The organism is Thiocapsa bogorovii, assembly GCF_021228795.1.
In the GTDB taxonomy this organism is placed as follows: Bacteria; Pseudomonadota; Gammaproteobacteria; order Chromatiales; family Chromatiaceae; genus Thiocapsa; species Thiocapsa bogorovii.
This window is the reverse complement of record NZ_CP089309.1, coordinates 2,437,748-2,462,222: the sequence shown is the minus strand read 5'-3', so window position 1 is coordinate 2,462,222 and position 24,475 is coordinate 2,437,748. Positions and strand designations below refer to the sequence as shown.

Annotated in this window: 18 protein-coding genes; 5 read left to right on the top strand and 13 right to left on the bottom strand. The window is 64.6% G+C overall.

Going from position 1 to position 24,475, the window contains the following annotated elements; genetic code table 11:
- Positions 1-40 precede the first annotated feature (40 nt).
- Positions 41-472, top strand: coding sequence for a DUF29 domain-containing protein (locus tag LT988_RS11160; RefSeq protein WP_232410203.1), 432 nt, complete (start codon positions 41-43; stop codon positions 470-472).
- Positions 473-657: 185 nt separating this feature from the next.
- The gene (gene urtE / locus LT988_RS11155) at positions 658-1,353 is read left to right on the top strand and encodes an urea ABC transporter ATP-binding subunit UrtE (protein ID WP_232410202.1); all 696 of its coding nucleotides are present in this window, start codon (positions 658-660) and stop codon (positions 1,351-1,353) included.
- 24 nt (positions 1,354-1,377) lie between these two features.
- On the opposite strand, the gene LT988_RS11150 is transcribed toward urtE, so the two are convergent.
- On the bottom strand, positions 1,378-1,779 hold the full coding sequence (locus tag LT988_RS11150) for a PaaI family thioesterase (RefSeq protein WP_232410201.1): 402 nt from the start codon (positions 1,777-1,779) through the stop codon (positions 1,378-1,380).
- 147 nt (positions 1,780-1,926) lie between these two features.
- Here LT988_RS11150 and LT988_RS11145 point away from each other — a divergent pair, with 147 nt between their 5' ends.
- Positions 1,927-2,553, top strand: a complete 627-nt coding sequence (locus tag LT988_RS11145) for an MlaC/ttg2D family ABC transporter substrate-binding protein (protein WP_232410200.1) — start codon at positions 1,927-1,929, stop codon at positions 2,551-2,553.
- Between the two features lie 112 nt (positions 2,554-2,665).
- Here the strand turns inward: LT988_RS11145 and LT988_RS11140 are convergent, their stop codons facing one another.
- The 10 genes from LT988_RS11140 to LT988_RS11095 all read right to left on the bottom strand — a co-directional run bounded on the left by LT988_RS11140 (position 2,666) and on the right by LT988_RS11095 (position 19,123).
- Entirely contained in the window at positions 2,666-3,853 is a 1,188-nt protein-coding gene (locus LT988_RS11140) for a DesA family fatty acid desaturase (protein ID WP_232410199.1), read from the bottom strand.
- 77 nt (positions 3,854-3,930) lie between these two features.
- Entirely contained in the window at positions 3,931-5,904 is a 1,974-nt protein-coding gene (locus LT988_RS11135) for a hydantoinase/oxoprolinase family protein (protein WP_232410198.1), read from the bottom strand.
- Between the two features lie 63 nt (positions 5,905-5,967).
- Positions 5,968-6,321 carry a Na+/H+ antiporter subunit G gene (locus LT988_RS11130; RefSeq protein ID WP_232410197.1) on the bottom strand — a complete coding sequence of 118 codons (354 nt, stop codon included), beginning with the start codon at positions 6,319-6,321 and terminating at the stop codon, positions 5,968-5,970.
- Positions 6,322-6,538: 217 nt separating this feature from the next.
- Positions 6,539-6,808 (bottom strand): K+/H+ antiporter subunit F, encoded by a 270-nt coding sequence (locus tag LT988_RS11125; protein WP_232410196.1) that lies wholly within the window; start codon positions 6,806-6,808, stop codon positions 6,539-6,541.
- Positions 6,802-7,296, bottom strand: coding sequence for a Na+/H+ antiporter subunit E (locus LT988_RS11120; protein ID WP_232410195.1), 495 nt, complete (start codon positions 7,294-7,296; stop codon positions 6,802-6,804). The genes LT988_RS11125 and LT988_RS11120 overlap by 7 nt, the downstream gene beginning before the upstream one ends.
- 16 nt (positions 7,297-7,312) lie before the next feature.
- Positions 7,313-8,845 carry a monovalent cation/H+ antiporter subunit D gene (locus LT988_RS11115; protein WP_232410194.1) on the bottom strand — a complete coding sequence of 511 codons (1,533 nt, stop codon included), beginning with the start codon at positions 8,843-8,845 and terminating at the stop codon, positions 7,313-7,315.
- Positions 8,842-9,207, bottom strand: coding sequence for a Na+/H+ antiporter subunit C (locus LT988_RS11110; protein WP_232410193.1), 366 nt, complete (start codon positions 9,205-9,207; stop codon positions 8,842-8,844). Before LT988_RS11110 ends, LT988_RS11115 begins: the two co-directional genes overlap by 4 nt.
- Positions 9,208-9,220: 13 nt before the next feature.
- The gene (locus LT988_RS11105) at positions 9,221-12,037 is read right to left on the bottom strand and encodes a monovalent cation/H+ antiporter subunit A (protein WP_232410192.1); all 2,817 of its coding nucleotides are present in this window, start codon (positions 12,035-12,037) and stop codon (positions 9,221-9,223) included.
- 96 nt (positions 12,038-12,133) lie between these two features.
- Positions 12,134-15,118 (bottom strand): bifunctional diguanylate cyclase/phosphodiesterase, encoded by a 2,985-nt coding sequence (locus tag LT988_RS11100; RefSeq protein ID WP_232410191.1) that lies wholly within the window; start codon positions 15,116-15,118, stop codon positions 12,134-12,136.
- A gap of 282 nt (positions 15,119-15,400) precedes the next feature.
- Complete coding sequence (locus LT988_RS11095; RefSeq protein ID WP_232410190.1) at positions 15,401-19,123, bottom strand: EAL domain-containing protein; 3,723 nt, start codon at positions 19,121-19,123, stop codon at positions 15,401-15,403.
- A gap of 312 nt (positions 19,124-19,435) precedes the next feature.
- On the opposite strand from LT988_RS11095, the gene purK reads away from it, so the two are divergent.
- A complete protein-coding gene (gene purK, locus LT988_RS11090) occupies positions 19,436-20,590 on the top strand; it encodes a 5-(carboxyamino)imidazole ribonucleotide synthase (protein WP_232410189.1) in 1,155 nt (384 codons plus the stop codon).
- Positions 20,587-21,114 (top strand): 5-(carboxyamino)imidazole ribonucleotide mutase, encoded by a 528-nt coding sequence (purE, locus tag LT988_RS11085; protein ID WP_232410188.1) that lies wholly within the window; start codon positions 20,587-20,589, stop codon positions 21,112-21,114. Before purK ends, purE begins: the two co-directional genes overlap by 4 nt.
- Positions 21,115-21,391: 277 nt before the next feature.
- Here purE and LT988_RS11080 read toward each other — a convergent pair whose 3' ends face one another.
- Both LT988_RS11080 and LT988_RS11075 read right to left on the bottom strand, forming a co-directional pair.
- The gene (locus LT988_RS11080) at positions 21,392-22,267 is read right to left on the bottom strand and encodes an SIR2 family protein (RefSeq protein WP_232410187.1); all 876 of its coding nucleotides are present in this window, start codon (positions 22,265-22,267) and stop codon (positions 21,392-21,394) included.
- Positions 22,268-22,546: 279 nt separating this feature from the next.
- Positions 22,547-24,418, bottom strand: coding sequence for a DEAD/DEAH box helicase (locus LT988_RS11075; RefSeq protein ID WP_232410186.1), 1,872 nt, complete (start codon positions 24,416-24,418; stop codon positions 22,547-22,549).
- Positions 24,419-24,475 lie beyond the last annotated feature (57 nt).

The window sequence follows — 24,475 nt, the reverse complement described above, 5'->3', positions numbered from 1 at the left end:
ACCGCGCGCCATGCGCGCGAACGTTCTCGGAGGTCATGCGATGACGACTGACTACGATCAAGACTTCTATGCCTGGTCGAGAGAGCAGGCAAGCCTGCTACGCTCCGGTCAGTACGGTCGATTGGATGTGACGCACCTTGTCGAGGAGATCGAGGACTTGGGAAAGCGGGAGCGGCGCGCGTTGGAGAGTCGGCTCGCCGTCTTGATGGGACACCTCCTCAAATGGCAGTACCAGCCGGAGTATCCGAGTCGCAAATCATGGCGCGCGACCATCAATACTCAGCGCCGGGCGATCGCCAAGCTGCTGGACGAGAATCCGAGCCTGGGCGCGAGACTGGACGAGATCATCCGAGACGCCTATCCGGATGCAGTCGACCTCGCCGTTGCCGAGACGCCCCTGGACTACGATGCCTTTCCCAAAAGTTGCCCATGGGACGAGACGCAGATCCAAGGCACCTTTCTGCCCGGCTAAAACGCGTCTCGTGCAACCTTGCGATGTGATCGCTTTGATCGGGCCGCCGATGAGCCAACGACCGCAGCGGGGACGCGTTTTAGAATGTTTTCTTTCATCTTGAATCGCGTCGACTGTAAGGCATCCTGGGCCATCGACGCGGCGGCACATGACAATATCGATCATCACCTCGGACGCGATTCAATATGCTTGCGATTTCGGGACTCAATCAGTTCTTCGGCGAGAGTCACACCCTCTGGGATCTGGACGTCGAGATCCCTCAGGGCCAATGCACCTGTGTGATGGGACGCAACGGGGTCGGTAAGACCACCCTGATGCAGTGCATCATGGGGCTTTTGCCATTGCGCTCCGGATCCCTCAGCTATCAAGGCCAGGATCTTGCGCGACTTACCGCAGAGCGTCGCGCGCCGCTCGGGATCGGCTATGTCCCGCAGGGCCGACAGATCTTCCCGCTGTTGACCGTCGAGGAGAATCTGCGCATCGGTCTTGCCGCGCGTCCCGATCGCGCCAAAGAGATCCCCGGCTACATCTACGAGCTCTTCCCCGTCCTCAAAGAGATGCTCGGGCGCCGCGGCGGCGACCTCTCCGGCGGACAGCAACAGCAACTCGCCATCGGGCGCGCCCTGGTCATCGATCCCAAGCTCCTGATCCTCGACGAGCCCACCGAAGGCATCCAACCCAACATCGTCCACGAGATCCGCGACATCATCCGCCGGCTCATGACCGACCTGAACCTGACCGTCATCCTCGTCGAGCAGAAGCTTCCTTTCGCCCGCCGCGTTGCCGATCGTTTCATCATCCTCGACCGCGGGCGTCTCATGGCGAGCGGGGCGATGCCCGATCTGAGCGAGGATCTGGTCAAGCAATACCTGACGGTGTGAGCCTGGGCCGGATTCCGTTCCGAGCTAGGGTAATGTCTCGCCTTTGCGGTAGACGGTCCCCTGAAAGAGCGCGATCAGGTTCCGGTCGTCGTCTAGGATGCGGATCAGATAGGTGGCGAGCTTGGGGTTGATCGAGACCTCTTCAGCTTCGGCCAGGAGTGTTCCGTCTCGTGCGGAGGTCATGTATGAGATGGCGACGTTGATCCCGAGGGCGACGGTGCCGTGTGAGTTGGAGGCGACGGCGAAGACCAGATCCGCGAGGCTGAAGATGGCTGCGCCGTGGACGACGCCGACGGCGTTGCGGTGATGGTCTTTGATCTCGAGCTTGGCCTTGGCCCGGCCGGGCGCCATATCCAGGAGTTCGATGCCGACGTGTGCTGCAAAACGGTCCTTGAGAAAGAATTCCTTCAGATCGGCCTGGTTCATATGGGGGGCATCCGGGGGTTCGTCATGGGTCTTTCCTGCACATTGTGTAGGACGAGCGTCGGCGAGCGGGCGCGAAACCCCTTCGCCGGACGTGGTGTCGAATTATACTCATACAAAAAACCGGAAATCCCGATCGGACATTGAGCGATGATCCCAGCGAAACACCTCGCCCTCTGGGCGACGCTTCTTTTGGTCCACTGTGCCGTGCTGTTGCCCGCGAAAGCCTACGGCGGGCTCAACGAACCGCAGCGGATCATCCAGCAGGTCTCGGATGGTCTTATGCGGGTGCTGCGCGAGGATCGGAACCTGCTCAAGACCGATCCCGGCTATGTCTACCGTCTGGTCGACGAGCTCTTCTTGCCGCATGTGGATGTCCAGCGCGTCTCGGCCTTGGCGCTCGGACCCTATTGGCGGGATGCGACGCCCGAGCAGCGTCGGGTATTCCAGGCGGAGTTTCAGCGGCTCTTGATTCAGACCTACGCCTCCGCGCTGGACGCGCTCAGCACTTGGGATGTCCGCTTCCTCCCCATGCAATTGGATCCCGGTGCCACGCGCACGCTCGTCCGCACCGAGATCCAGCAGCCGGGCGGGCAGCCCGTGCGGGTGGATTACCGGATGGCTTACAGTGGCGGACGTTGGCGAGCCTACGACGTGGCAGTGCAGGAGATCAGTCTGCTGGCGTCGTATCGGAGTCAGTTCACGTCGGTGGCGCAGCGTCGCGGCATCGATGGGTTGCTCGAGGAGTTGACCACTCGGAACAACACCCGGCGTTGATCTGCGGGCGGTGACTCGCGCGAGGGCACGGGCGCGAGCACGCCAGTGAAGTCGGTACGGCCTTGCACCTGCGCGGGCCGACCGACATGACGGTTATGATGACCTCGGAGACCTATCGCGCGAGCGTCGGGGTCAGCGCGAAGCCGCGCAGGTTCTTGGAGAACCGCTCGAGCGCATGGATCCCGGTTGCCTCGGCCTGCTGGCACCAGTCCTGCAGTGCATGAAGCAGTGCCTCCTGACTGGGTGCTTTGCGGTCCCAAATCTCCTGCAGGCGCTCTCGGAACTGATAGACGGTGGCGAGCGTCTGGCTCTTGGCCAGGAGTTGCTCCAAACTGTTCCGCGCGGCGACATCCAGTCGCTTGCCCTCCATCAGGAGCAGGCGTCGCGCGTGCCTGACCAATCGTTTGCAGTGCTCCGCGTCGCGACACAGCTCCTCGCGCGAGACCGGGCCCATCACCTCTTTCCCGTAGCGGGCAAAGACGTGCATCCGGCTCGTAATCACGGCACGCAGGGTTTCGAGATCCAGTTGCGACTTGCCCGGAACCACGAGCGGGTTGGGTGCAACCCGGCGCACCTTCGCCAGGCGCAGCGCCTGGAGGATGCGGATGTACATCCAGCCGATGTCGAATTCCCACCGCTTCGACGAGAGTCGTGCCGAGCTTGGGAAGGCGTGGTGGTTGTTGTGCAGCTCTTCGCCGCCGATCAGGATGCCCCAAGGGACGATGTTGGTCGAGGCGTCCGGCGGCTCGAAGTTGCGATACCCGAAATAGTGTCCAACCCCGTTGATGACTCCGGCGGCGAAGATGGGGATCCAGAGCATCTGAACGGCCCAGATCACGATGCCGTAGACGCCGAAGAGCACGACATCCAGGATCAGCATGAGCGCGATTCCTTGCCAGGAAAAACGGCTGTACAGCCGACGCTCCAGCCAGTCGTCCGGGGTGCCCTGGCCGTAGCGCTCGACCGCGGCGCGATCCTTCGCCGCTTGTGCGTAGAGCTCCGCGCCCTCGCCCAGGACCTTGCGCAGGCCCAAGACCTGCGGGCTGTGCGGGTCTTCGGCGGTCTCGCACTTGGCGTGGTGGCGCCGATGGATGCCGACCCACTCCTTGGTGACCATTCCGGTCGTGAGCCAGAGCCAGAATCGAAAAAAGTGAGAGACCGCCGGGTGGAGGTCGAGCGCGCGATGGGCTTGTGCGCGGTGCAGATAGACCGTTACGGCCACGATGGTGATATGGGTCATGCCGAGCGTGACGAGCACGGCGGTCAGGATGTCGACGTCGAGCATTCCGTAGAGCGTCATGGATGTCCTGTAGGAGTGGTGGTGGCGTGCCGACCGGCGCGTGGCCGCACGGCGAACTGTCCCTTGCCGTTGACAGACTAGGGTTGTATTCCGACCGCTCTTTGTAGCATCAGGTTCCCGACCGCGTCCAGATGGGCCCGCCAACCGGGGGCGAGCCAGGTTGTAGCCAGGGCGTCTGCGATGATCGCCGGGCCGATCAGCTCATGTCCTGTCCCCAGGCCCTCGCGCGTCCAGCAGGTGACCGGCGTCCGACATCCGTAGGCATTGACGCTTCCCGTCGGACTGTTTCGGCCGGACGTGCCGATCGGCGGCAGCGCAAGATTCGCGGTCGGGCCGCGTACGCGCACCCGCAGATTCACCAGCTCGACCGGCAGATCGAGTCGGTGGCCGTAGCGATCCCGGTGCTGAGCGTGAAACGCGGACATGGTCTCCGCCACGCCATCCCAGGACAGGTTGAGCGTATGCGACTGGCCACGATAGCGTAGATCGAGCGAGCGCTCGACACGCAGCCGTTCGCGGGCCAAACCTTCCTGCTCCAACTCGGCGATCCCGGACTCGACAAGCGCGACAAACGCCGACTCGATCTCTGCATCGCCGGCCTCGGCGAGCAGTCCGAGACGCGTCCGTGTCAGGGTTCGCCCGGCCGGTGTCACCACCATCCCGAGCGCCGAGAGGACACCGGCATGCACCGGAACCAAGGCGCGGGTGATGCCCAGCGCCTCGGCCAGGGCGCAGACATGCAGACCCCCGGCACCGCCGAACGAGGTCAGGATGAAGTCGCGCGGATCCAGGCCGCGCTGCGCCGAGATCACCCGCAGGGCGCGGGCCATATGCTCGTCGGCCAGACGGATCACACCCAGTGCGGCCTCCTCGATCGACAGGCCCATGGGGCGCGCCAGTCTTGCGATGGCCGTGCGCGCGGCGTCCGTGCTCAACCGCATGCGCCCGCCGAGGAATCCGTTCGGATCGAGCCGTCCGAGCACCAGGTTTGCGTCGGTCACGGTCGCCTCGCATCCGCCACGGTCATAACAGGCGGGTCCCGGATCGGCCCCGGCGGACTCGGGTCCGACCAGGAGCATGCCACCGGCATCGAGTCGCGCGATCGATCCACCGCCGGCCCCGATGGTGTGCATATCGACCATCGGCAGTGCGACGGGAAAGCCGGCGATCCGCCCGTCGGTGGTGAGGCGCGGCTCGCCGTCGACCACGGCGACGTCCGTGGAGGTCCCTCCCATGTCGAAAGTCAGCAGCCGCGGGCAATCGGTGTGCGCCGCGGCGAAGGCAGCCCCGGCCAATCCGCCGGCGGGACCGGAGAGCAGCAGACGCGCCGTATGTCGGGCGGCCTGACTCGCCGTCACCGCCTCACCGCTGCTTTGCATGACCGAGACCCGTGCGCCCGACAGACCCTCGGCGAGGCGCCCGATGTAGCGGGCGACGATGGGCCCGATCCTGGCGTTGATCCAGGTGGCGATCCCCCGTTCGTACTCGCCGACGAGGGGGAGAACCTCGGAGGAGCGTGCGACGAACAGGCCCGCGGGCACGGCCGCCTCCAAGGCACGCTCGGCGCTGTCGTCCAGATACGAATAGAGCAGGTTGATCGCGACCGACTCCGGGGCGAGCCGAATGAGCGCGGCCTTCAGCGCCTCCAGGTCGACCGCGGTCAAGGGCTCGACCCAATGGCCGTCGGCACCGAGGCGCCCGCCGGTTTCGACACAGAGTTCGGGAGGAACCGGCGGGCGCCGTGCCGGCGGCTGGAGATCGTAGAGATCCGGCCGCGCCTGGCGACCGATCGTCAAGAGATCGCCGAGCCCGCGATTGGCGACATAGAGTGTCCGGACTCCCTTACCTTCGAGAACGGCGTTGGTTGCGACGGTGCTCCCGTGGATGACGTGCAACCCGGTCGGGTCGAGACCAAGCTCGGCGATTCCGCGCAGGATCGCTTGCTCGGGTGCCGCCGGCGTCGAGAGGACCTTGTGGGTCTTTACCGACCCGTCGCGCCAGAGCACCAGGTCGGTGAAGGTGCCTCCGGTGTCGATGCCGACGATGATCATGGTGGATGAGGGTTACGCTCGATCGTCGCCCGGGTCGCAGAGGCCGACACGGCTTGGTCGAACCTACTCGCCGGCGCGGGCGCGGGTGTCGGCCAACGGATCTTCGGCCTCGGCCGGGGGCGGTGCAATCGAGCGTACGCGCAGATGCAGTGCGGCCTTGGCGAGTAGGTGCGCACTGACCGGGGCCGTGATGAAGAGGAAGAGCGTCACCAGGACCTCATGCAGGCTGAGCCCCTCGCCTCGGGAACTGAAATAGAGCACGGAGGCGATCAGCAAGGCCCCGACACCGAGCGTCGTCGCTTTGGTCGGGCCATGCAGCCGCGTGTAAAAATCGTCGAGACGCGCGAGTCCCAAAGAGCCGATGAAGGTGAAGAGTGCACCGACCACGATCAGGACCGACAACATGATCTCAAGCATTCAATCGCGTCCTCGGCGTGATGGTCGGCGTGATGGATAGAGGCTGTACCGGATCATACCCACGTGGCCCGATCAGAGCATGGAGTCGACGCGATTGAAGTAAAAAACACAAAATACGAAACATCATGAAAGCGCGTCAGCTCCAAGGCGAACAGATGCCCGCGACGCTCGTCAAACCCTCGAACATCAAAAAAGTCCACCAAAAGACGCGCTTTCATCACTCGATGATATCGCCGCGCAACAGATATTTGCAGAGTGCCACGGTCCCGACGAACCCCATCATAGCGATCAGGAGCGCGGCCTCGAAGTACAGCGAGCTGCTCAGATGGATCCCGAGCAGGACCAGCAAGGCGATCGTATTGATGTAGAGGGTGTCGAGCGCCAGGATGCGGTCGGGCTTGTCCGGTCCCCTGAGCAGACGCCACAGGCTCAGGAACAGCGCGCCGGAGACCAGTGCGAAAGAGATGGAGACGGCAATGTTCAACATGGTTCGAAGACCTCTTTGATCGGCGCCTCGTAGCGGCGCTTGATCTCGGCGATCAGGGCGTCGGGATCTCTGACCTTCAGCCCATGCACGACCAAATGGCTGCGGTCCGGGCTGAGCCAAGCCGAGACGGTGCCTGGGGTCAACGAGACCGTATTGGCGAGCAGGCTGATCCCGAGATCCGTGCGCAAGGCGAGCGGCACGCGCACGAAGGCCGGCTTGACGTGCTTGGGCCCGCCCAGTATCAGCGCGGCGACCGTCAGGTTCGCGATCAGGATGTCGTACATGACGACCGCAAAGAATCGCATTAAGGTCAGCGGCTTGTGGATCCTGACCCGCTCCGGCCAGAAGCGCAGCGTGAAGACCGGGATCGCCCATCCCAGGATCAGTCCCAAGAGGATCTGCCCGGGCGACAGGCTGTTGACCAGCAGGAGCCAGATCAGGGCCAGCACCGGCGTGAGGATGGGATGGGGCAGCAGCCTGAGCTTCATCGCCTATGCACTCCGCTCATGCATTTCGGGGATCGCCCAGCACCGCGCGGATGTAGGCGCTCGGCTCCAAAAGCTGTTGGCCGATCGCACGGGTATAGTCGGACAAAGGGCCGGCCAAAACGACCAGCGTGACACACATCAGCAGAAGGCCGATGACCGGCAGGAGGCGACCCCAATTCGGACCGATGGCGGACCGGCCGGCCGCGCCGGTCCGTTCGATGACGCCCTCGGCGCGATAGAACAATAGGCTGCCGCTGCGCGCGAGCGCAATCACGCCGAAGAGTCCGGCGGTCAGAATTACCCCGAAGACCCAAGGCATGCTCGGCAGGTCTACCGCGGCGTTCAGCACCATGTATTTGCCGACGAACCCCGAGAGCGGCGGCAGCCCGGCGACCAGGATGGCGGTGACGAAGAAGAGCGCACCGACCAGGTTGGCGTCGGTGATGATCGGTCCCGGATCCAGGCGATCGGCAAGCGTGCCGCGTCCCATGGCGATGATGTCCGCCAGGAGAAAAAACGCGGCCGCGGCGAAGGTGCTGTGCGCCAAGTAGTAGAGACCCGCGCCGATGCTGGCCTCGGTCCCCAGTGCAAAGGCCGTCAGCAAGAATCCCACGGAGACCACCACGAGATAGGCGACCTGCCGACGCAACTCGTGCGCGGCGAGCACGCCCAAGGTACCGACCGCCATGGTTGCGAGCGCGAGCGGCAACAACCAGGGGCCGATCAGATCCGCGACCGGACCGGCCTCGGCGCCGAAGATCAGCGTATAGACCCGCAGAATGCTGTAGGCGCCGACCTTGGTCATGATGGCGAAAAGCGCGGCCACCGGTGCCGATGTCGACGAATAAGCCGCGGGCAGCCAGAGATAGAGCGGGATCAGTGCCGCCTTGAGCGCGAAGACCGTGAACAGCAGGAGCCCGGCCGCGCGCACCACGCCGAGATTTTCCGGCGGCGTGGCCGCCGCCTTCACCGCCAGGTCCGCCATGTTGAGCGTCCCGAGGATGGCGTATAGGGTGCCGACCGCGAACAAAAAGAGCGTGGACCCCGCCAGATTCAGGGCGACGAAGTGCAACCCCGCGCGAACTCGATTTGCTCCGCCGCGATGCAGCAGCAGCCCGTAGGAGGCGAGCAGCAGGATCTCGAAGAAGACAAAGAGGTTGAATAGATCGCCGGTCAGAAAGGCCCCGCTCAGTCCGAAGATCTGGAGCTGAAAGAGCGGATGAAAGTGCCGGCTTCCGGCATCCGTGCCGCGCACGGCATAGAGCATGGCGAAGAAGGCGAGGAGGCTCGTGATGAGCAACATCCAGACGCTCAGACGATCCGCGACCATCACGATCCCGTAGGGTGCCGGCCAGTTGCCGAGCGCATACACCAGAATCTCGCCTCCGGCGACGCGCTGAACGAGCAGCGACACCAACAGGACCTGCACGATGAGTGCGACGAGATTCAGGCGGCGGCGCACGCGCAAGGGGATGACGCGCCGCACCAGCAGCAACAGGGTCGCCGCAAACAGCGGGAAGAGGATCGGGGCGATGACCAAATGGTTCATCCGCGCTTCTCCCCGGGGATGTCACCGCCGTCGCCGGCGTCGAGCCGGCCATCCACCTGATCGGTTCCCAGCTCGGCACGCGCCTTGAGCGACAGCATGATGATAAAGGCGGTCATTCCGAAGCTGATGACGATGGCGGTCAGCACCAGCGCTTGAGGCAGAGGATCGGCATAGCCGACGGCCTGATCCGAGATGACCGCGGGCTGGCCCACGGTCAGGCGCCCGGTGACGAAGAGGAAGAGATTCACGGCGTAGGACAGCAGGGTCAGTCCGATGACCACGGGGAAGGTGCGCGCCCGCAGCGCGAGGTAGACCCCGCAGGCGGTCAAGACACCGATGATCACGGCGATCAAAGCTTCCATCGACGACAGCTCCTCAAGCATGGTTCGGCTCCGACGTGTTCGGCTCGCCCGGATGGCTGGCGTGATGCATCAGACCGAGATGCACCAGGATCAGGAGCGTGGCCCCGACCACCACGAGGTAGACGCCGAGGTCAAAGGCGATCGCCGAGGCCAGCTCGAAGTCACCGATGACCGGCCAGTGCACATGGGTAAAGGCCGATGTCAGGAAGGGATAGCCGAAGACCAGACTCGCGAGTCCGGTCAACAGCCCGATCATCAGCCCGGCGCCGATGACCGGATGCAGATTGGATGTCATGCGGTCGTGGGTCCATTCCGCTCCGTTCGCAAGGTACTGCATGATCAAGGCGATTGCGGTAATGAGCCCGGCGATGAAACCGCCGCCCGGCAGGTTGTGACCGCGCAGGAAGATGAAGACCGAGACCAGGAGGGCGAGCGGCAGCAGGAGGCGCGTCAGGGCGGCCATGATGGTCGGATGCATGTCCCAATTCCACGGGCGCCCGCGGGTGTCGTACGCGGGTCCGGGCAGACGCAGATCCTTCAGCATCGCATAGATCCCCAATCCGGCCAGCGCCAGGACCGAGATCTCGCCCAAGGTATCGAAACCTCGGAAATCAACCAGGATGACGTTGACGACGTTGCCGCCTCCGCCTCCGGGTACGCTGTTCTCCAGAAAGTAGTCCGCGATGCTCTCGTAAGGGCGGGTCAGGACCGACCAGGTGAGGGCCGCCGCTCCGCCGCCGGCCAAGCCGGCGACACCCATGTCTCGAATCCGCCGGGCCAGGCTCGACTCGCTCGGGCTGTGCTGCGGCAGGAAATAGAGCGCCAAGAGCAGCAGGACGATCGTCACCACCTCGACCGAGAGCTGGGTCAATGCGAGATCCGGAGCCGAGAACTTCACGAAGATGAGCGAGACCAGCAGGCCCAAGGCACCCATCACGATCAGTGCGGTCAGGCGGCGACGGTGCAGGACGACCGTCCACAGCGCGACGGTGATCAGAGCGATCGTCACGAGAAGACTGACCGCATCGGCCGGCAAAAGGGCGCGATCGCCGGCCAGAGGTGCGCCGCCGCCGAGGAAACCGACCGTCCCCAGGGTCAGGGCCGAGACGATGAAAACAAACAGCATGCGTTGCAGAGATCCCGAATCCAGGGTGAGCGTGACGGCGCGGGCTAGAGCGAGGAGCTTGCCCAACAGCCAATCGAAGACGGCCTTGGCATCGAGAAGCCCTTCGAGCTTGGTCGCGAGGCTGAACAGCGGCCGGCGTCCGGCATAGATCAGGACCCCTCCGATCAAGGCGACGATGCTCATCACAAGCGCGGCGTTGACGCCGTGCCAGATGGCCAGATCGTAGTCCGGCGGGGCGCTCTGCAGGACGCCCGTCGCCGCAACCGAGAGCAGCGGCGCTACGGTGAAGGCAGGCAGGATCCCGACGAGCAAACAGACCGCAACCAGGATCTCTACCGGCACCTTCATCCAGCGCGGCGGCTCATGCGGGGTCCTCGGCAGGTCGACCGGATCGCCGTTGAAGAAGACGTCGTGGATAAAGCGCAGCGAATAGGCCACGGCAAAGATCCCCGCGACAACGACCGCGCTGGGCAGGAGCCACTCCCAGTGATGCTTCGCGGAGAAGCTGACCGTTTCGCCGAAGAACATCTCCTTGGAGAGGAACCCGTTGAAGAGCGGAACGCCGGCCATGGCCGCTGCGGCCACCATCGCCAGCGTTCCCGTGTAGGGCATATAGCGCCAGAGACCGTTGATGCGGCGCATGTCGCGCGTCCCGCATTCGTGGTCGATGATGCCCGCGGCCATGAAGAGCGATGCCTTGAAGGTTGCGTGGTTGATGATGTGGAAGACCCCGGCGACCGCGGCGAGCGGTGTCCCGATGCCGAACAGCAGCGTGATCAGACCCAGATGGCTGATGGTCGAATAGGCGAGCAGGCCCTTGAGGTCGTGTTTGAAGAGGGCGAAATAGGCGCCGATCAAGAGCGTCGAAAGCCCCGCGCCCATGACGAGAACCGACCACTCGGTCGTGCCCGAAAGCGCCGGGAACAGTCGAGCCAGCAGGAACACACCCGCTTTGACCAGGGTTGCCGAGTGCAGATAGGCCGATACGGGCGTGGGTGCCGCCATGGCGTGCGGCAGCCAGAAATGGAAGGGGAACTGCGCCGACTTGGTCAAGGCGCCGAGCAAGATCAACACCAGCATCGGCGTGTAGAGCGGGTCGGATCGGATCAGCTCGCCGTTGGCGAGGATCACGGACAGATCGTAGCTTCCGACCATCTCGCCCAGTAGCACGAAGCCGCCGAGCATGGCGAGCCCGCCCAGCCCGGTGACGGCAAGCGCCATGCGCGCCCCCGTTCGGGCATCCTCGCGATGCTGCCAGTAACTGATCAGCAGGAAGGACGAGAGGCTCGTCAACTCCCAGAACATCAAGAGCAGGATCAGGTTCTCGGACAGGACGATTCCGAGCATCGAGCCCATGAAGAGCAACAGATAGCCGTAGAAGCGGCCCATACAGTCGCGCTCGGCCAGGTAGTAGCGCGCGTAGAGAATGACCAGCAGACCGATTCCCAGAATCATCAGGGCGAACAGCAGACCCAACCCGTCGAGTCGGAAGGCGAGATCGAGTCCCAGCGCCGGTATCCATGGGATGCGTTGCACCAGGGTCTCGCCCAGAAACGGAGCGGCCACGCTCGGTGCCAGCGCTGCCATGGCGGCAAGGGCGATGCCACCGGCCATCCAGGCCGATTGCAGCCGGCCGAAACGCGAGACCCACGCAGCCAGACCGGCCCCGATGAAGAGAATGAGAACGACGAAGAGGAGATTCATGTCCGCGACTGCCTGAACGTGGGGACGGTGCTTCGCTCGCCCCAAGGATACCACCGTCCGGCAGCAGGCGCGCCTGCGCGGACGCGCCCCTGAGGATCAAGCCACGGCTTGCGACTGCGCAAGCAGATCTTCGGCGCCGCTGGGTCGTCCGAATAAATATCCCTGAAAGGCTCGGCATCCGTGCTCGGCCAGAAAGCTTCGCTGGGCCTGCGTCTCGACACCCTCGGCGATCACGCCGAGGCCGAGTGTTTGAGCCAGCGCGACAATGGTACGCGCAATCGCGGCGTCGTTCGGATCGGTCAGGACGTCGCGGACGAACGACTGGTCGATCTTGAGTTGATCCAGCGGCAGCCGCTTCAGATAGGACAGCGAGGAGTAGCCGGTTCCGAAGTCGTCGAGCGAGAAACCGACACCGTGGGATTTTAGCGCCGCCATGGTCGCAATGGCATCGCCGATGTCGTCGAGCAGGAGGCTTTCGGTAATCTCGAGCTTGAGTCGCTGCGGGTTCGCGCCGGTCTGCTCGATGATCCGCAGGACCTGCTCGACAAAGTGCGGATCACGGAACTGACGTGCACTGATGTTGACGGCCAAGGACAGATGCCGGGTTTCGGGTTGTTCCGCCCAGGCGGCGAGCTGTCGCGCAGCGGCTTCGAGCACCCACTGACCGAGCGGCAGGATCAGGCCCGAGGACTCCGCCACCGGGATGAATTCTCCGGGCGAGACCAGACCGCGCTCCGGGTGACGCCAGCGCAGCAAGGCTTCGGCGCCCGTGACCTGTCCCGTGTCGTCGACCTGAGGCTGATATTGGAGGAAGAACTGCCCGTCGAGCAGGCCCTGACGCAGGTCCACCTCAAGGGTTGCGCGTCGCGCCAAAACCGAATGCATCTCGGGATTGAAGAAGCGCAAGGTGTTGCGGCCGGCGCCCTTGGCCTGGTACATCGCCAGGTCGGCGCGTTTGAGCACGTCTTCGAGGCTCTCGCGATGACCGCAGAAGAGCGTGATCCCGATGCTCGGGGTGCTGTGGTGCGACTGCTCCGCGATTCGGTACGGCGGGTTGAGCTGGGCGAGGATCTTCTCGGCCGTTCGCTCGGCGTGTGCCGCGGCCTCTTCCGGATCCGTGCTCAGATCCTCGAGCATCACGACAAACTCGTCGCCCCCGAGCCGGGCGACGGTGTCGCCCTCGCGTACGCAGGCGCTCAGCCGCTCGGCAACCTGCCGGAGCAACAGGTCGCCGGTCTCGTGTCCATAGGTGTCGTTGAGCGTCTTGAAATTATCCAGATCGATGAAGAGCAGCGCGCCTTCCTGCAGGCTGCGGGCGCTTTTGCCTTGAGCGTGGGCGAGATGCTCGAGCAGGAGCCGTCGATTGGGCAGACGCGTCAAGGGGTCGTAGAAGGCGAGACGACGGATCTCTTCTTCGGCGGCCTTGTCCCGGGTGATGTCTTGGTTGACGACCACGACCCCCGTGACGGCCCCGTTGGCTCCCCGCAACGGCACGGCCGAGTTGAGAACGATCTTGCGCGTGCCATCGAAGCACTCGATCTCGATTTGTTCCCCGATCGAGGTCTCCCCACGGGCAATGGCGCGTGAAGCCGCCCAGTCCTCGGGTTCGATCGGCTTGCCGTTGTCGAGCCACCAAGCCTTGTACTCGCTGAAATGCTTCATTCCGACATAGCGAGCACCGCCCCAGATGCGTTTGCCGGCCGCGTTGATGAATCGGATATCGCCGTGCGCATCCAGGAACCAGATTCCGATCGGAAGGATCTCCATCACCGAGTTGAGGAAGGCTTCGCTCTCGCGCAACGCCGTATCGGCCGTTTTATGCTCCGTGATGTCCTGCAGCGTGCCGACGCTGCAGCGGCGACCGCCGGAGGCTTCGGGCGCGGGCTCGACACGGGCGCGAAGCCAGGAGAGCCTTTCGTCGTTCAGGATGCGGTAGCAGATATCGAACGGCTCGCCCGCGCGCGCCGCCTGCCAGGCCTGATCCGTGATCTCCCGGTCGTCCGGGTGAACGGGGCCGAACAGTGCTTGCGCCGTGCAGGGTCTACCCTCATGCGGCCCGAGGATTCGCTCGGTCTCTGCCGAACGCTGAACACGGCCACTCGCCAGGTCCAGCGTCCAACTGCCGACCTTGGCGACCGCTTGGGCGCGGGTAAGCTCCGACTCGCGGGCGCGGATCTGCTCCGTGCGCTCGCGTATCAGGTCCTCGAGCCGTTCACGGTCGAGCCGGGATCGCACAAGCAGACCGGCCAGGGCAGCCAGCAGCACCGCAAGCGATACCCCCGATGCGCCCTTGACGGCCAATCCTGCGGGATCGGACCAGCCACTCGCCGGGCTGACGCTCAAGGTCCAGGTGGTGTTCGGCAGCGGTACGGGTTGGTTCACCGGGTCAGCGAATGCTGCGGGGGAGGATTGTTCGATGATCTGTGCAGTGCCGGTGCTCGGATCGGTGCGCCAAAGTGCGAACTCGAAGCCGCGCTCTTGCAGTTGCGACAAACGGGCGGGCGCGAGTGCCGACGGGGTGCGCAACATCGCCATCGTGAAGCCCCAGAACCGCCGGTTGCCGTTTTCGTCCCCCAAGAAGACCGGCAGCCGCCCGACGAGACCTTCTCCGCCTTGTACCAGCTCGAAAGGGCCCGCCAGAGTGAGCCGGCCGGTGTCGCGCGCAAGGCGTGCCTCGGTGCGTTGGTCAGGCTCCTCGAGCAGATTCAGGCCGAGCACCGCCTCGTTGGTTTCTACGGGGAAGACCTCTTGGACGACACCGGCGGGTGCCAGATAAACGGCCTCGACGTTGTCGTAAAAAGGCAAGAGCGCACGGGCTGTCGTTTCGAATCCCTCGACGTGTCCTTCTCCCTGGTGGACCAGTGCCGCCAAGGCGTACGTCACCGACAGGGCACGATCGATCTGGATCTCGAGAATGTCAACGAAGTCGTCCGCGAGCGCGCCCGCATCCGCGCGTGCGAGTGCGAGGCGCTGTTGCTCGAAGTAGGTGACCGCCGCCCCGGCAAGGCTGGTGGCTGTCACGAAGACCAGGGCCGCGACCACCCCGGGTCGGGCGGCGGCTCGCAGGGTGGAATGAGTCATCGCGGTCGAGCTCCATATCTGCCGCCTCCGGTTCACGGCGCGGTCTCCTGCGTCGGCGTGGAAACGACGCAGCCGGCTTCGGATAGACCCATGAGCGAGAGTCCGTGTCTGTCGGTTCGACTGTGCGATGCCTTCTAGTTATGTGTGCTTGCGGGAAACCCCGCCGTTCCGCCCTTTCCGGCGACATTCGGTCCTTTCGTTTGTCGCGGGATGCTCGGATTCGATTGGACATTCCTCGGCGGATCTCGGTCGAAACACCCCGCTCGGGAGGTCTATTCGGCCTCATCTTCTCTGCGGTTCAGAGGTGCTCCTCCCTGGAAACAGCGCGTCGGCCGGACCCGGCAGCCCGAAGAGAAAGCCCTGAAAGATCTGGCAGCCATGATGGGCCAGGTAATCGCGCTGCGCTTCGGTCTCGACGCCCTCGGCCATGATCGCCAGGCCAAGGCTCTCGGCAAGTGCGACGAAACTATCGGCGGTGGCGTCGTCTTCTGAACCCTCGAGGACCTCGTGCACGAACGCCGGGGCGATCTTCAGCTGATCCAACGGCAGGCGTTTGAGATACGACAAGGAGCAATAGCCCGACCCGAAGTTATCAAGAGTAAAGCCAACGCCCGTCTCCTTCAACGCGATCATCTTGGCGAGAGAGTCATCGGGGTCGTCGAGCAAGGTCGCCTCGGCCAACTCCAGTCGCAGTCGCTTCGGATTGGCCCCGCTCTCTGCGAGCGCCCGGCGGATATCCTCGACGAGCTCGGGACGGCGAAAATGCGCGCCGCTGATGTTGACCGCCAGGTTGAGCCCCGCGGTTTCGGGTCGCCTTGCCCACTCGGCCAGCTGTGCGCAGGCGCTCGCGAGGACCCAACGGCCCAACGGCAGGGCCAGCCCGAGCGACTCGGCGAGTCCGATGAACTGCGCGGGCGGGATCAGGCCGCGCTCCGGATGGCGCCAACGCAGCAGCGCTTCGGCCCCGCTGACATGCCCTTGTCCGTCGACCTGCGATTGGTAGTGGAGAACGAGCTGGCCATCCCCGATGGCATGGCGAAGCTCCCGTTCAAGCGCGGCGCGTTGGTTGACGCTCGCCTGCATCTTGGGGTCGTAGAACCGCAGTCGATTGCGTCCGGCGGCCTTGGCTTGGTACATCGCCAAATCGGCGTGTTTCAGGATCTCCTCGGCGGTATGCGGCTCGCGGTCGAACATGGCGATCCCCAGACTGGGGGTGCTCTCGTGCTCCTTGCCCGCAAGCATGTAGGGCCTCCCCAGGACGGTGATGATCTTCTCCCCAACCGCTTCGGCCAACGCGGCGGCCTGCGCCGAATCATCGCCCAGATCTTGGAGCAGGACAACGAACTCGTCCCCCCCGAGGCGGGCGACACTGTCGCTCTTGCGCACCGTTTCGGTCAGTCGGTGCGCGACCTCCTCCAAAAGCAGATCGCCGACTTGGTGTCCGCGGGTGTCGTTGAGCTGCTTGAAGTTGTCCAGGTCGATGAAGATCAGGGCGCCGTCCTGACCCGTGCGTGCCGCGGCTGCCAGCGTCTGATTCAGCCGGTCGAGCAGCAGCCGGCGATTCGCCAGTCCGGTCAAAGGGTCATAGAACGCGAGCCGGCGAATCACGGCCTCGTCCTCCTTGCGTTGGCTGATGTCGGTAAGGGTGCCGACATAGTGAGTGACGTGACCGAGGTCGTCTCGCACGGCAGTGACGGTCAGCCACTCCGGAAAGACCTCGCCGTTCTTGCGCCGATTCCAAATCTCGCCCTGCCAGTACCCCTGATCACTAATCCGCGCCCACATCTCCGCGAAGAAGTCCGGGTCGTGGCGACCGGAGCGCAGCAGTCTCGGGTTTCTGCCGATGACCTCCTCCGCCGTGTATCCGGTGTTTCGTGTGAATGCCTCGTTGACACGGAGGATGTGCTCCTCGGCGTCGGTGACGAGCATCCCCTCCTGTGCTTCGAAGGCGATTGCGGCGATGCGCAGCTCCGCCTCGGCCTCCTTGCTCGCCGTGATGTCGCGTGCGATGCCGCGCATGGCCAGGGCCTCGCCCCGGTGATTGCGGATCACCTCACCCACGGCGTGTATCCGACGCAAGACACCATCGATCGGGCGGATGATGCGATGCTCGATGTCGAAGGGACGGCGTCCGTCCAAGGCTGCCTCGAGCGCGTCTTGCACCGCATCGCGCTCGTCCGTTGGGATGATCGCCAGCATCTCTGCCGTGGACTGCGGTAGCTGCCCGGCGATCCCGTGGATCGCGGTCCAGCCCGTCGAGTGTGTCCAGCGGTCTTCGGCGACTTCCCATTCCCAGGCGCCGATGTTGGCGATCCGCTCGGCCTGCTTAAGGAGAAGGCGCTCCTCCTCCAAGATCGCCTCAGCCTGTTTACGTGCCGAGATGTCGGTCAGCATGCCGAGCGTGCCGATATACCGACCTTCATCGTCCTTCAGGGGTGTGGTGGAGAGCAGCGTCCAGAGCGGCGAGCCGTCGGGCCGTCGAAGCCGAAGCTCGTATTGATCGCTGATGCCTTGTCGCCGTTCCAAGAGCTTGCGTTCGACGAGCTGGCGCATCTCCGGATCCATGAAGTCGAACGGCGATCGGCCGATGATCTGTTCGGCCGGGCATCCCAGCAGCTCGATCATGCGCGGGTTGACGAAGGTTGTTCGGATATCGCCGTCGATGGTCCAGATCCCTTCACGGGCGGTTTCCACGATCCGTCGGAGCCTGGACTCGCTGTCGGAAAGCGCCTGCTCAGCCCTCTTGCGTGCGGTGATGTCTTCGACGGTGCCAGCGGCGCGCAGTGCTCGGCCGTCGTTGTCGAATTCGAGAACCGCCCTTTGGCGCAGCCACCGCAGCCTGCCGGCGACAAGAGTCCGGTGCTCGACATCATAGGGTTCGCCCCGAAGCGCCGCCTGCCAGGCGGCCTGGACCAGCGTGCGGTCGAGTGGATGCACCTGCGCCAGGAAGCGCTCGAGGCTAAAGTGCGTATTGGGCGACACGCCGGTGATTCGGCAGGCAACGGCCGAGGCGATCGCCCGGTTTGACCGGATATCGAAATCCCAGCTCCCGACCTGCGCGATCTCCTCCGCGCGCTCCAGTTCCGCCTCGCGTGCCCGGATCTCGGCCGTGCGTTCGGCCAACTTCATCGCCAGCCGTGCCTTCTGAGTGCGTGCGTCGGCCAGCAGCTTTGCCAGCGTGGCCAGCAGGAGGCTGAAGAGCAGTCCCAGTCCGGCCCTTACAGCGAGCCCGAACGGATCACCCCAGCCGTCGATCGGGCTGAGGCTCAGGGTCCATTTGGTGTTCGGCACCGCGACCTGCGCCTCCACCGGGGAGACCGGCTCGACCGATGACGCCTCGATGATCTGCACGTCGCCGGTCGCCGGTGTGCCGGTCCAGAGCCGGTAGGCGATGCCGCGTTCGCCGAGCTGCGACAGTCCGCTGGGTGCGAGCGCATCGGGGAACGGCAGACGGGCGAGAGCGAACCCCCAAAAAACCGGGTTCCCCTGCGCATCCTCGATGAAGACGGGGTGGCTCCCGATGATGCCGGTCGTACTCCGAATCAGCGTGGATGCACTGGACAGGGTCAAGTGGCCGGTATCCCGAGGCGTCATGGTATCCGGGTCGCGAACCGGATCCTTCAACAGATCGAGACCGATCACCGACTCGTTGCCGGCACGTGGGAACACATCCCGTATAACGCCATCCGGCGCCAGGAACAGGGCGTCGATCCCGGGATAATGGGGGAGCATCGCCTTGCCGAACTCTTGGAAATCAGAGATCTTGCCCTGGCCCTGTTCTACGAGTGCGGCCAAGGCATGGGTCGAGGACATGGCGTGCTTGATGGCGTCGGCGATCGTATTCGCATACTCCTTCGCAAGGGTCGCGTTATCCGCGCGCATCAGCTGCACGCGCTGTTGCTCCGTGTTGATGATCACGGCGGCCGAAAGCACAAGTGCGCCCAGCAGGGTCGCGATCGCGATCGTCAGGGATGAGGTGGTCTTTGGTTTGTCGCGACCGCGCATGTTGCTCCGGCGATCTTGTCTCGCGCTTTCGTGTTGTATGAAATAGGGTGCTCGCGTCGGTCTACCTTGATCGGAGGTCCGCCGCGCCGGGCCATCACCTTGTCATCCTAGTGTTCGGCCAGCCGGAGCAGCCCGATTGTCTCGGCCCGCCTTCCGCGAGTTAGGGTTCCATCCGTACGGTCACAGAGTAGACCTTATCCACGTGTCGGTGTCGATCGAGCGAGATCGATCGGCCGCCGTGGTGCGCGGCGAAGAACGCGCTGCGGCATTGGGGGCTTTCCAATTTCGTCCCGAGCGCCGATGATTCACCGCATGGACGTCTTCCCTCTTCCCATTGCACGTATCGGCATCATCGGCGGCGGTCAGCTCGGCCGCATGATGGCGAAGGCCGCGAAACGGATCGGCTGCACTTGCGTGATACTGGACCCGACACCGGGCTCGCCGGCCGGTCAGGTCGCGGGACACCAGATCGTGGGTGCCTATCATGACCCCGCTAAGCTGCGCGAGCTGGCCGAGGCCTGCGACGTTGTGACCTTCGACATCGAGGATATCGATGCCGCGACACTCATCCAACTCGGGCGCGAGGGCCACAATATCCAGCCGCCCCCGACGGTGTTGGCCTTGATTCAGGACAAGCTCACGCAAAAGCGCGCGCTGAGCGCGGCCGGTATCCCGACGGCGCCGTTCGAGCCGATGCCCGAGCCCTCGGCCGGCGCCTTCGCCGCCTTCGGCTATCCCCTGGTGCAGAAGGTCTGCCGAGGCGGCTATGATGGCCGCGGTGTCTCGATCCTGGATGGTCCCGATGACTTCGACGGTCATCTGCCCGTGCCTTCTCTGGTGGAGCGCTTCATCCCCGCGGCCAAGGAGCTGGCGGTGCTGGTGGCGCGTGGACTGGACGGGGATCACCGCTGCTTTCCCGCGGTCGAGATGTGTTTTCGTCCTGGCGAGAACGTGCTCGAGATGCTGCTGGCTCCGGCGCAGATCCCGGCGGAAACGGCCGCTGCGGCGGAGCAGCTCGCGATACGCACCGTCGATGCTCTGGGCGGTGCGGGGATCTTCGGGGTCGAGATGTTCCTGACCGAGGCGGGCGATTTGCTGGTAAACGAGGTTGCGCCGCGCACCCACAATTCGGGTCATCACACCATCGAAGCGAACATGACCGACCAGTTCGAGCAGCATCTGCGCGCCGTCGTCGGTTTGCCGCTCGGCTCCACCGAGCAGCTCTGCCCCGCGGCCATGATCAACCTGTTGGGAGCGCCCGGTCATCGGGGGCGCCCCGTGATCAAGGGCATGGCGGAGGCCTTGGCGATTCCGGGCGTCTGCCTGCACCTTTACGGCAAGGCGGCGACCTCGCCCTATCGTAAGATGGGCCATGTCACGGTCTTGGACCGGGACATCGAGCAGGCCCGAGTCAAGGCCGAGCGGGTCCGTCGTCTGATCGAGATCTCGGGAGAGGATCATCCATGACCGTGTCCACCCCATCCTCGCCGTCTGCGGATCGTTCGGCCCAAGTCGGCATCATCATGGGAAGCGATTCCGATCTGCCGGTGATGCAGGATGCCGCCGCCGTGCTCGCCGAGCTCGGCATCCCCTACGAGATGACCATCGTCTCGGCGCACCGCACGCCCAAGCGGCTCTACGACTATGCCGAGAGCGCGGTCGAGCGCGGCCTGCGCGTGATTATCGCGGGCGCCGGCGGCGCAGCCCACCTGCCCGGCATGGCGGCGGCCATCACGCCGCTGCCGGTCATCGGCGTGCCGGTGAAGACATCCAGCCTCTCCGGGCAGGATTCGCTGCTCTCGATCGTGCAGATGCCGGCCGGCGTGCCTGTGGCGACGGTCGCCATCAACGGCGCCAAGAACGCGGGCATCCTTGCCGCTCAGATCCTCGGTGCCTCGGACGTACAGGTACGCGAGCGGATCGTGCGCTTCAAGCAGGATCTCGAGGCTACAGTGATGGCGAAGGTCGCCGCGATGGAGCAGCAGACCTGAATCCGCCGTAGATCGTCGCTCCGAACGGTCTCCGAGTCGTCTGTCAGAAATAGGTCGTGTGGTTCGGGCGCGCCAGCTTCGACGACGTTCCGAGCTGGCGCGGTTTAAGACGTAAAAAAGATACCGCAGGTTTCTCGCTACACCTTCTCCGTCTCTCCTCTGCTGTCCTTCATTCCCGGTTTTCCCATCCGGAACCGCGTCACCACGGACCTCGGTTGATTCAGATCACGTCGATCCAGCCCGAAGACCCCGCATGGTCCGGCAGACGCGGTTCAGTTCAGCAACCCACCTCATGCGTTGCCGGAATCAAGGCCCCCACCGCATCCCCGAGCCCGCTCGCAGCAATCAGATCCGGAATGTCCGCCTCGACGACCTCCACACCCTTACTCTCGCAAAAGCGCCGCTCCTTGTCCGTCGGATCCGGAATCAGGGCCCATCCGGCCGGCGTTCCCGCCCCGTAGATCAGGTCCGACATCACCATCCGCTCGGTATCGCGCAGCAGACGCAGTCCAAGGAAGAGGTACTGCCGATCCTGTCGGTAGGTCTTGAGAAACCCGGGGATCCCGAATCCGCCCATGAGCTCGGTCAGGTAGTCGACGAAATCCGCATCCGAGGCGATATAGGTCGCGTCCGGGCGCGGGCTGCCCATCGGCTTGAAAAGCACGGGAAGCCGCTGATCGACCTCCTCCAGCTCGACACGGCGATAGTTTGCGCCGTCGTAGTGGTCGAGCCGAAAGCGATAATCGGTGCCGGCGATGCGGGCGATCCCACGCACCAGCGTATGCGGAACCCCGACGTAGGAGTCCTGCAGCTGGGTATCCCGATTGATATCGATGACGTAGCGCGGCTGTAGATCCTGCAGCCAGTCGTGCAGAGGCGCTCGCGTCCAAATGCGCTTGCCGTAGGTGGTGTCGAGAAATCGGTTCACGGCACTGCGGCCGCGTTTGAGCTCCACATCCATGGCCGCGCGGGGAAATTCCCACATGAGGCGTGGAGACATGGGCTTGCCGCCGTTCATGGCGAGGATGAGGCTGTCGCTGTCGGCCGGGATGGGCTCGCCTGTGGCGGTGTCCACCACGCCGGCGAGCGCGCCGGGACCGAGATAGGGAATCAGATCGCCACGCGTAAGCGCAGCTGCGAGTCGTTGAAGCATCTTGGGGACCTTTTGCGACCGAGAGAGAACATCGGGTGCCCAAGCAAGAACAACGCCACTAACCCTATCCCAAGATCACAGGCATGCACCGACGTGCAGCACCTTTAATCAGGGTCAAATGTCCCCGAACCTCCGCCCCCTTGTCCCCTTCCCGACAATCCAATCGCTTTCGCCTTTTCCCTTTTCCCTCATTTTTCTGAACCGCGTCGACTCAAGGTCCGAGTCGATACTCAAACCTCCGCACCGGGCTCAAGCCTTAAGCCAGGCCCCGGACGCGGTTCAGCTGGGGTCTGATCGCTTGCGCCGACGCTCCTGATGAGATCCGACCTCCCGAGGCTTGCGCTCGTAGGTCGGTTGCTCGGGGCGAGCCCCGCCGGTGTTTTCTGCGCCGCCGCGTCGCGTCCCGCCGGCCGAACCATCCGCCAGCGAGATCCGCAGCGCCTGCCCGCGGACGTAGACCCGCTTGAGATGGTTGAAGATCTCGCGGGGCATGCCCTCCGGCAGATCGACGAGCGAGTGATCGTCTCGGATGTCGATCCGGCCGATATAACGGCCTTCCAGCCCCGACTCGTTGGCGATGGCGCCGACGATCTCGCGCGGGGTGGCGCCGTGTTGGTGGCCGACCTCGATCCGATAGCTGGTGAGCCCCTCGGATCCGCGTCCCTGAGGACGTGGTCGGTCGCGACTCTCTTCGCGGGCCCCTTCGCGCCGAGGCGCCGTGCCACGCTCGCCGTCGCGCGGGACGCGCGGACGCCTTTCCTCACGACCTTCGCTCCGTGGGCCGCGCTCCGGACGCTCGGGCCGAGTCGCGGCCGGGCGCGGCAGATCGGCTTGGACATCCAGCGGGCGTTCGCGCTGGGTCAGGTAGGCCAGCGCCGCGGCGATGTCCATCATCTCCAGTTCCTGCTCCGTGGCGAGCCGTGCCACCAACCGGTAGAAAAAATCCAGGTCTTGTTCGGTGAGGGTCTTGCGCAGCTCCGCGGTGAAGCGGTCGATCCGCGACTCGCTCAACTGCGAGGCCGAGGGTGGCTCCATCGCCGGAACGCTGCGTCGGATGGTGCGCTCGATCGCACGCAGTAGCCCGCGCTCGCGCGGCTCGACCAGCAGGATGGCGCGCCCGGCACGACCGGCCCGTCCGGTCCGCCCGATTCGGTGGACATAGGCGGAGGGATCGGTCGGGATGTCGTAGTTCACGACATGGCTGAGCCGCTCGACATCGAGCCCGCGCGCGGCCACATCGGTGGCGACCAGGATGTCGAGTTGGCCCTGCTTGAGTCGCTCGACGGTGCGCTCGCGCATCTCCTGGCTCATGTCGCCGTTCAGCGGCTCGGCGGCGAAACCGTGTGCCTTGAGCTTGTCGGCGAGCTCCACGGTTGCATGCTTGGTGCGCACGAAGACGAGCATGCCGTCGAAGGGCTCGAGCTCCAGGATGCGAGTGAGCACGTCCAGCTTGTGAAAACGCGTGACGACGCAGTGGTGCTGATCGATGGTGTCGACCGTCTCCGAGTCTGACGTGACGCGAATCTCGACCGGATCCGACAGTCTGGTCTGGGCGACCCGGCGGATACCCGCGGGCATGGTGGCGGAGAAGAGTGCGACCTGGCGTCCGGGGGGCGTCTGCTCGAAGATCCAGTCGATATCCTCCGCGAAGCCCATGTTGAGCATCTCGTCGGCCTCGTCCAGGACCAGCGTCTTGAGCATGTCGAGCGCGAGCGTGCCGCGCTTGAGATGGTCCATCACACGGCCGGGCGTGCCGACGATCACCTGAGGATTGCGCTTGAGCTGGCTCAGCTGCAGGCCGTAGCCCTGACCGCCGTAGATCGGCAGTACAAGAAAGCCCTTCAGATGCTGAGCATAGCCCTGGAAGGCTTCGGCGACCTGCAACGCGAGCTCGCGGGTCGGCGTGAGAACCAGCACCTGAGGTCCGCGCTGCGTCGGATCGACGCGGCTGAGCAGGGGGAGGGCAAAGGCCGCTGTCTTGCCGGTACCGGTCTGGGCCTGCCCAAGCAGGTCGCGACCGGCGAGCAGGTGCGGAATACATTGGCTCTGAACAGGCGTCGGGGTCTCGTAACCGAGGTCCTCTACCGCTTTTGCAACGGCGGGGGCTAGGCCGAGCTGGCCGAAGCCGAGACTCGTGTCGGGGGTGTCCATCGTGGGGCCTCGAAAGAATGGCGCGTCCGGCGGGAAGTCCGGCGGACCATCCAGGGG

What these genes read in the sequence shown, in the direction of transcription:
- LT988_RS11110 (WP_232410193.1), bottom strand. Translation starts at nt 9,207, where the DNA reads ATGGAAGCTTTGATCGCCGTGATCATCGGTGTCTTGACCGCCTGCGGG.
- LT988_RS11140 (WP_232410199.1), bottom strand. Translation starts at nt 3,853, where the DNA reads ATGACGCTCTACGGAATGCTCGACGTCGACATCCTGACCGCCGTGCTC.
- LT988_RS11130 (WP_232410197.1), bottom strand. Translation starts at nt 6,321, where the DNA reads ATGCTTGAGATCATGTTGTCGGTCCTGATCGTGGTCGGTGCACTCTTC.
- LT988_RS11105 (WP_232410192.1), bottom strand. Translation starts at nt 12,037, where the DNA reads ATGAATCTCCTCTTCGTCGTTCTCATTCTCTTCATCGGGGCCGGTCTG.
- LT988_RS11145 (WP_232410200.1), top strand. Translation starts at nt 1,927, where the DNA reads ATGATCCCAGCGAAACACCTCGCCCTCTGGGCGACGCTTCTTTTGGTC.
- LT988_RS11080 (WP_232410187.1), bottom strand. Translation starts at nt 22,267, where the DNA reads ATGCTTCAACGACTCGCAGCTGCGCTTACGCGTGGCGATCTGATTCCC.
- LT988_RS11115 (WP_232410194.1), bottom strand. Translation starts at nt 8,845, where the DNA reads ATGAACCATTTGGTCATCGCCCCGATCCTCTTCCCGCTGTTTGCGGCG.
- LT988_RS11120 (WP_232410195.1), bottom strand. Translation starts at nt 7,296, where the DNA reads ATGAAGCTCAGGCTGCTGCCCCATCCCATCCTCACGCCGGTGCTGGCC.
- purE (WP_232410188.1), top strand. Translation starts at nt 20,587, where the DNA reads ATGACCGTGTCCACCCCATCCTCGCCGTCTGCGGATCGTTCGGCCCAA.
- urtE (WP_232410202.1), top strand. Translation starts at nt 658, where the DNA reads ATGCTTGCGATTTCGGGACTCAATCAGTTCTTCGGCGAGAGTCACACC.
- LT988_RS11160 (WP_232410203.1), top strand. Translation starts at nt 41, where the DNA reads ATGACGACTGACTACGATCAAGACTTCTATGCCTGGTCGAGAGAGCAG.
- LT988_RS11150 (WP_232410201.1), bottom strand. Translation starts at nt 1,779, where the DNA reads ATGAACCAGGCCGATCTGAAGGAATTCTTTCTCAAGGACCGTTTTGCA.
- LT988_RS11095 (WP_232410190.1), bottom strand. Translation starts at nt 19,123, where the DNA reads ATGCGCGGTCGCGACAAACCAAAGACCACCTCATCCCTGACGATCGCG.
- LT988_RS11075 (WP_232410186.1), bottom strand. Translation starts at nt 24,418, where the DNA reads ATGGACACCCCCGACACGAGTCTCGGCTTCGGCCAGCTCGGCCTAGCC.
- purK (WP_232410189.1), top strand. Translation starts at nt 19,436, where the DNA reads ATGGACGTCTTCCCTCTTCCCATTGCACGTATCGGCATCATCGGCGGC.
- LT988_RS11100 (WP_232410191.1), bottom strand. Translation starts at nt 15,118, where the DNA reads ATGACTCATTCCACCCTGCGAGCCGCCGCCCGACCCGGGGTGGTCGCG.
- LT988_RS11125 (WP_232410196.1), bottom strand. Translation starts at nt 6,808, where the DNA reads ATGTTGAACATTGCCGTCTCCATCTCTTTCGCACTGGTCTCCGGCGCG.
- LT988_RS11135 (WP_232410198.1), bottom strand. Translation starts at nt 5,904, where the DNA reads ATGATCATCGTCGGCATCGACACCGGAGGCACCTTCACCGACCTGGTG.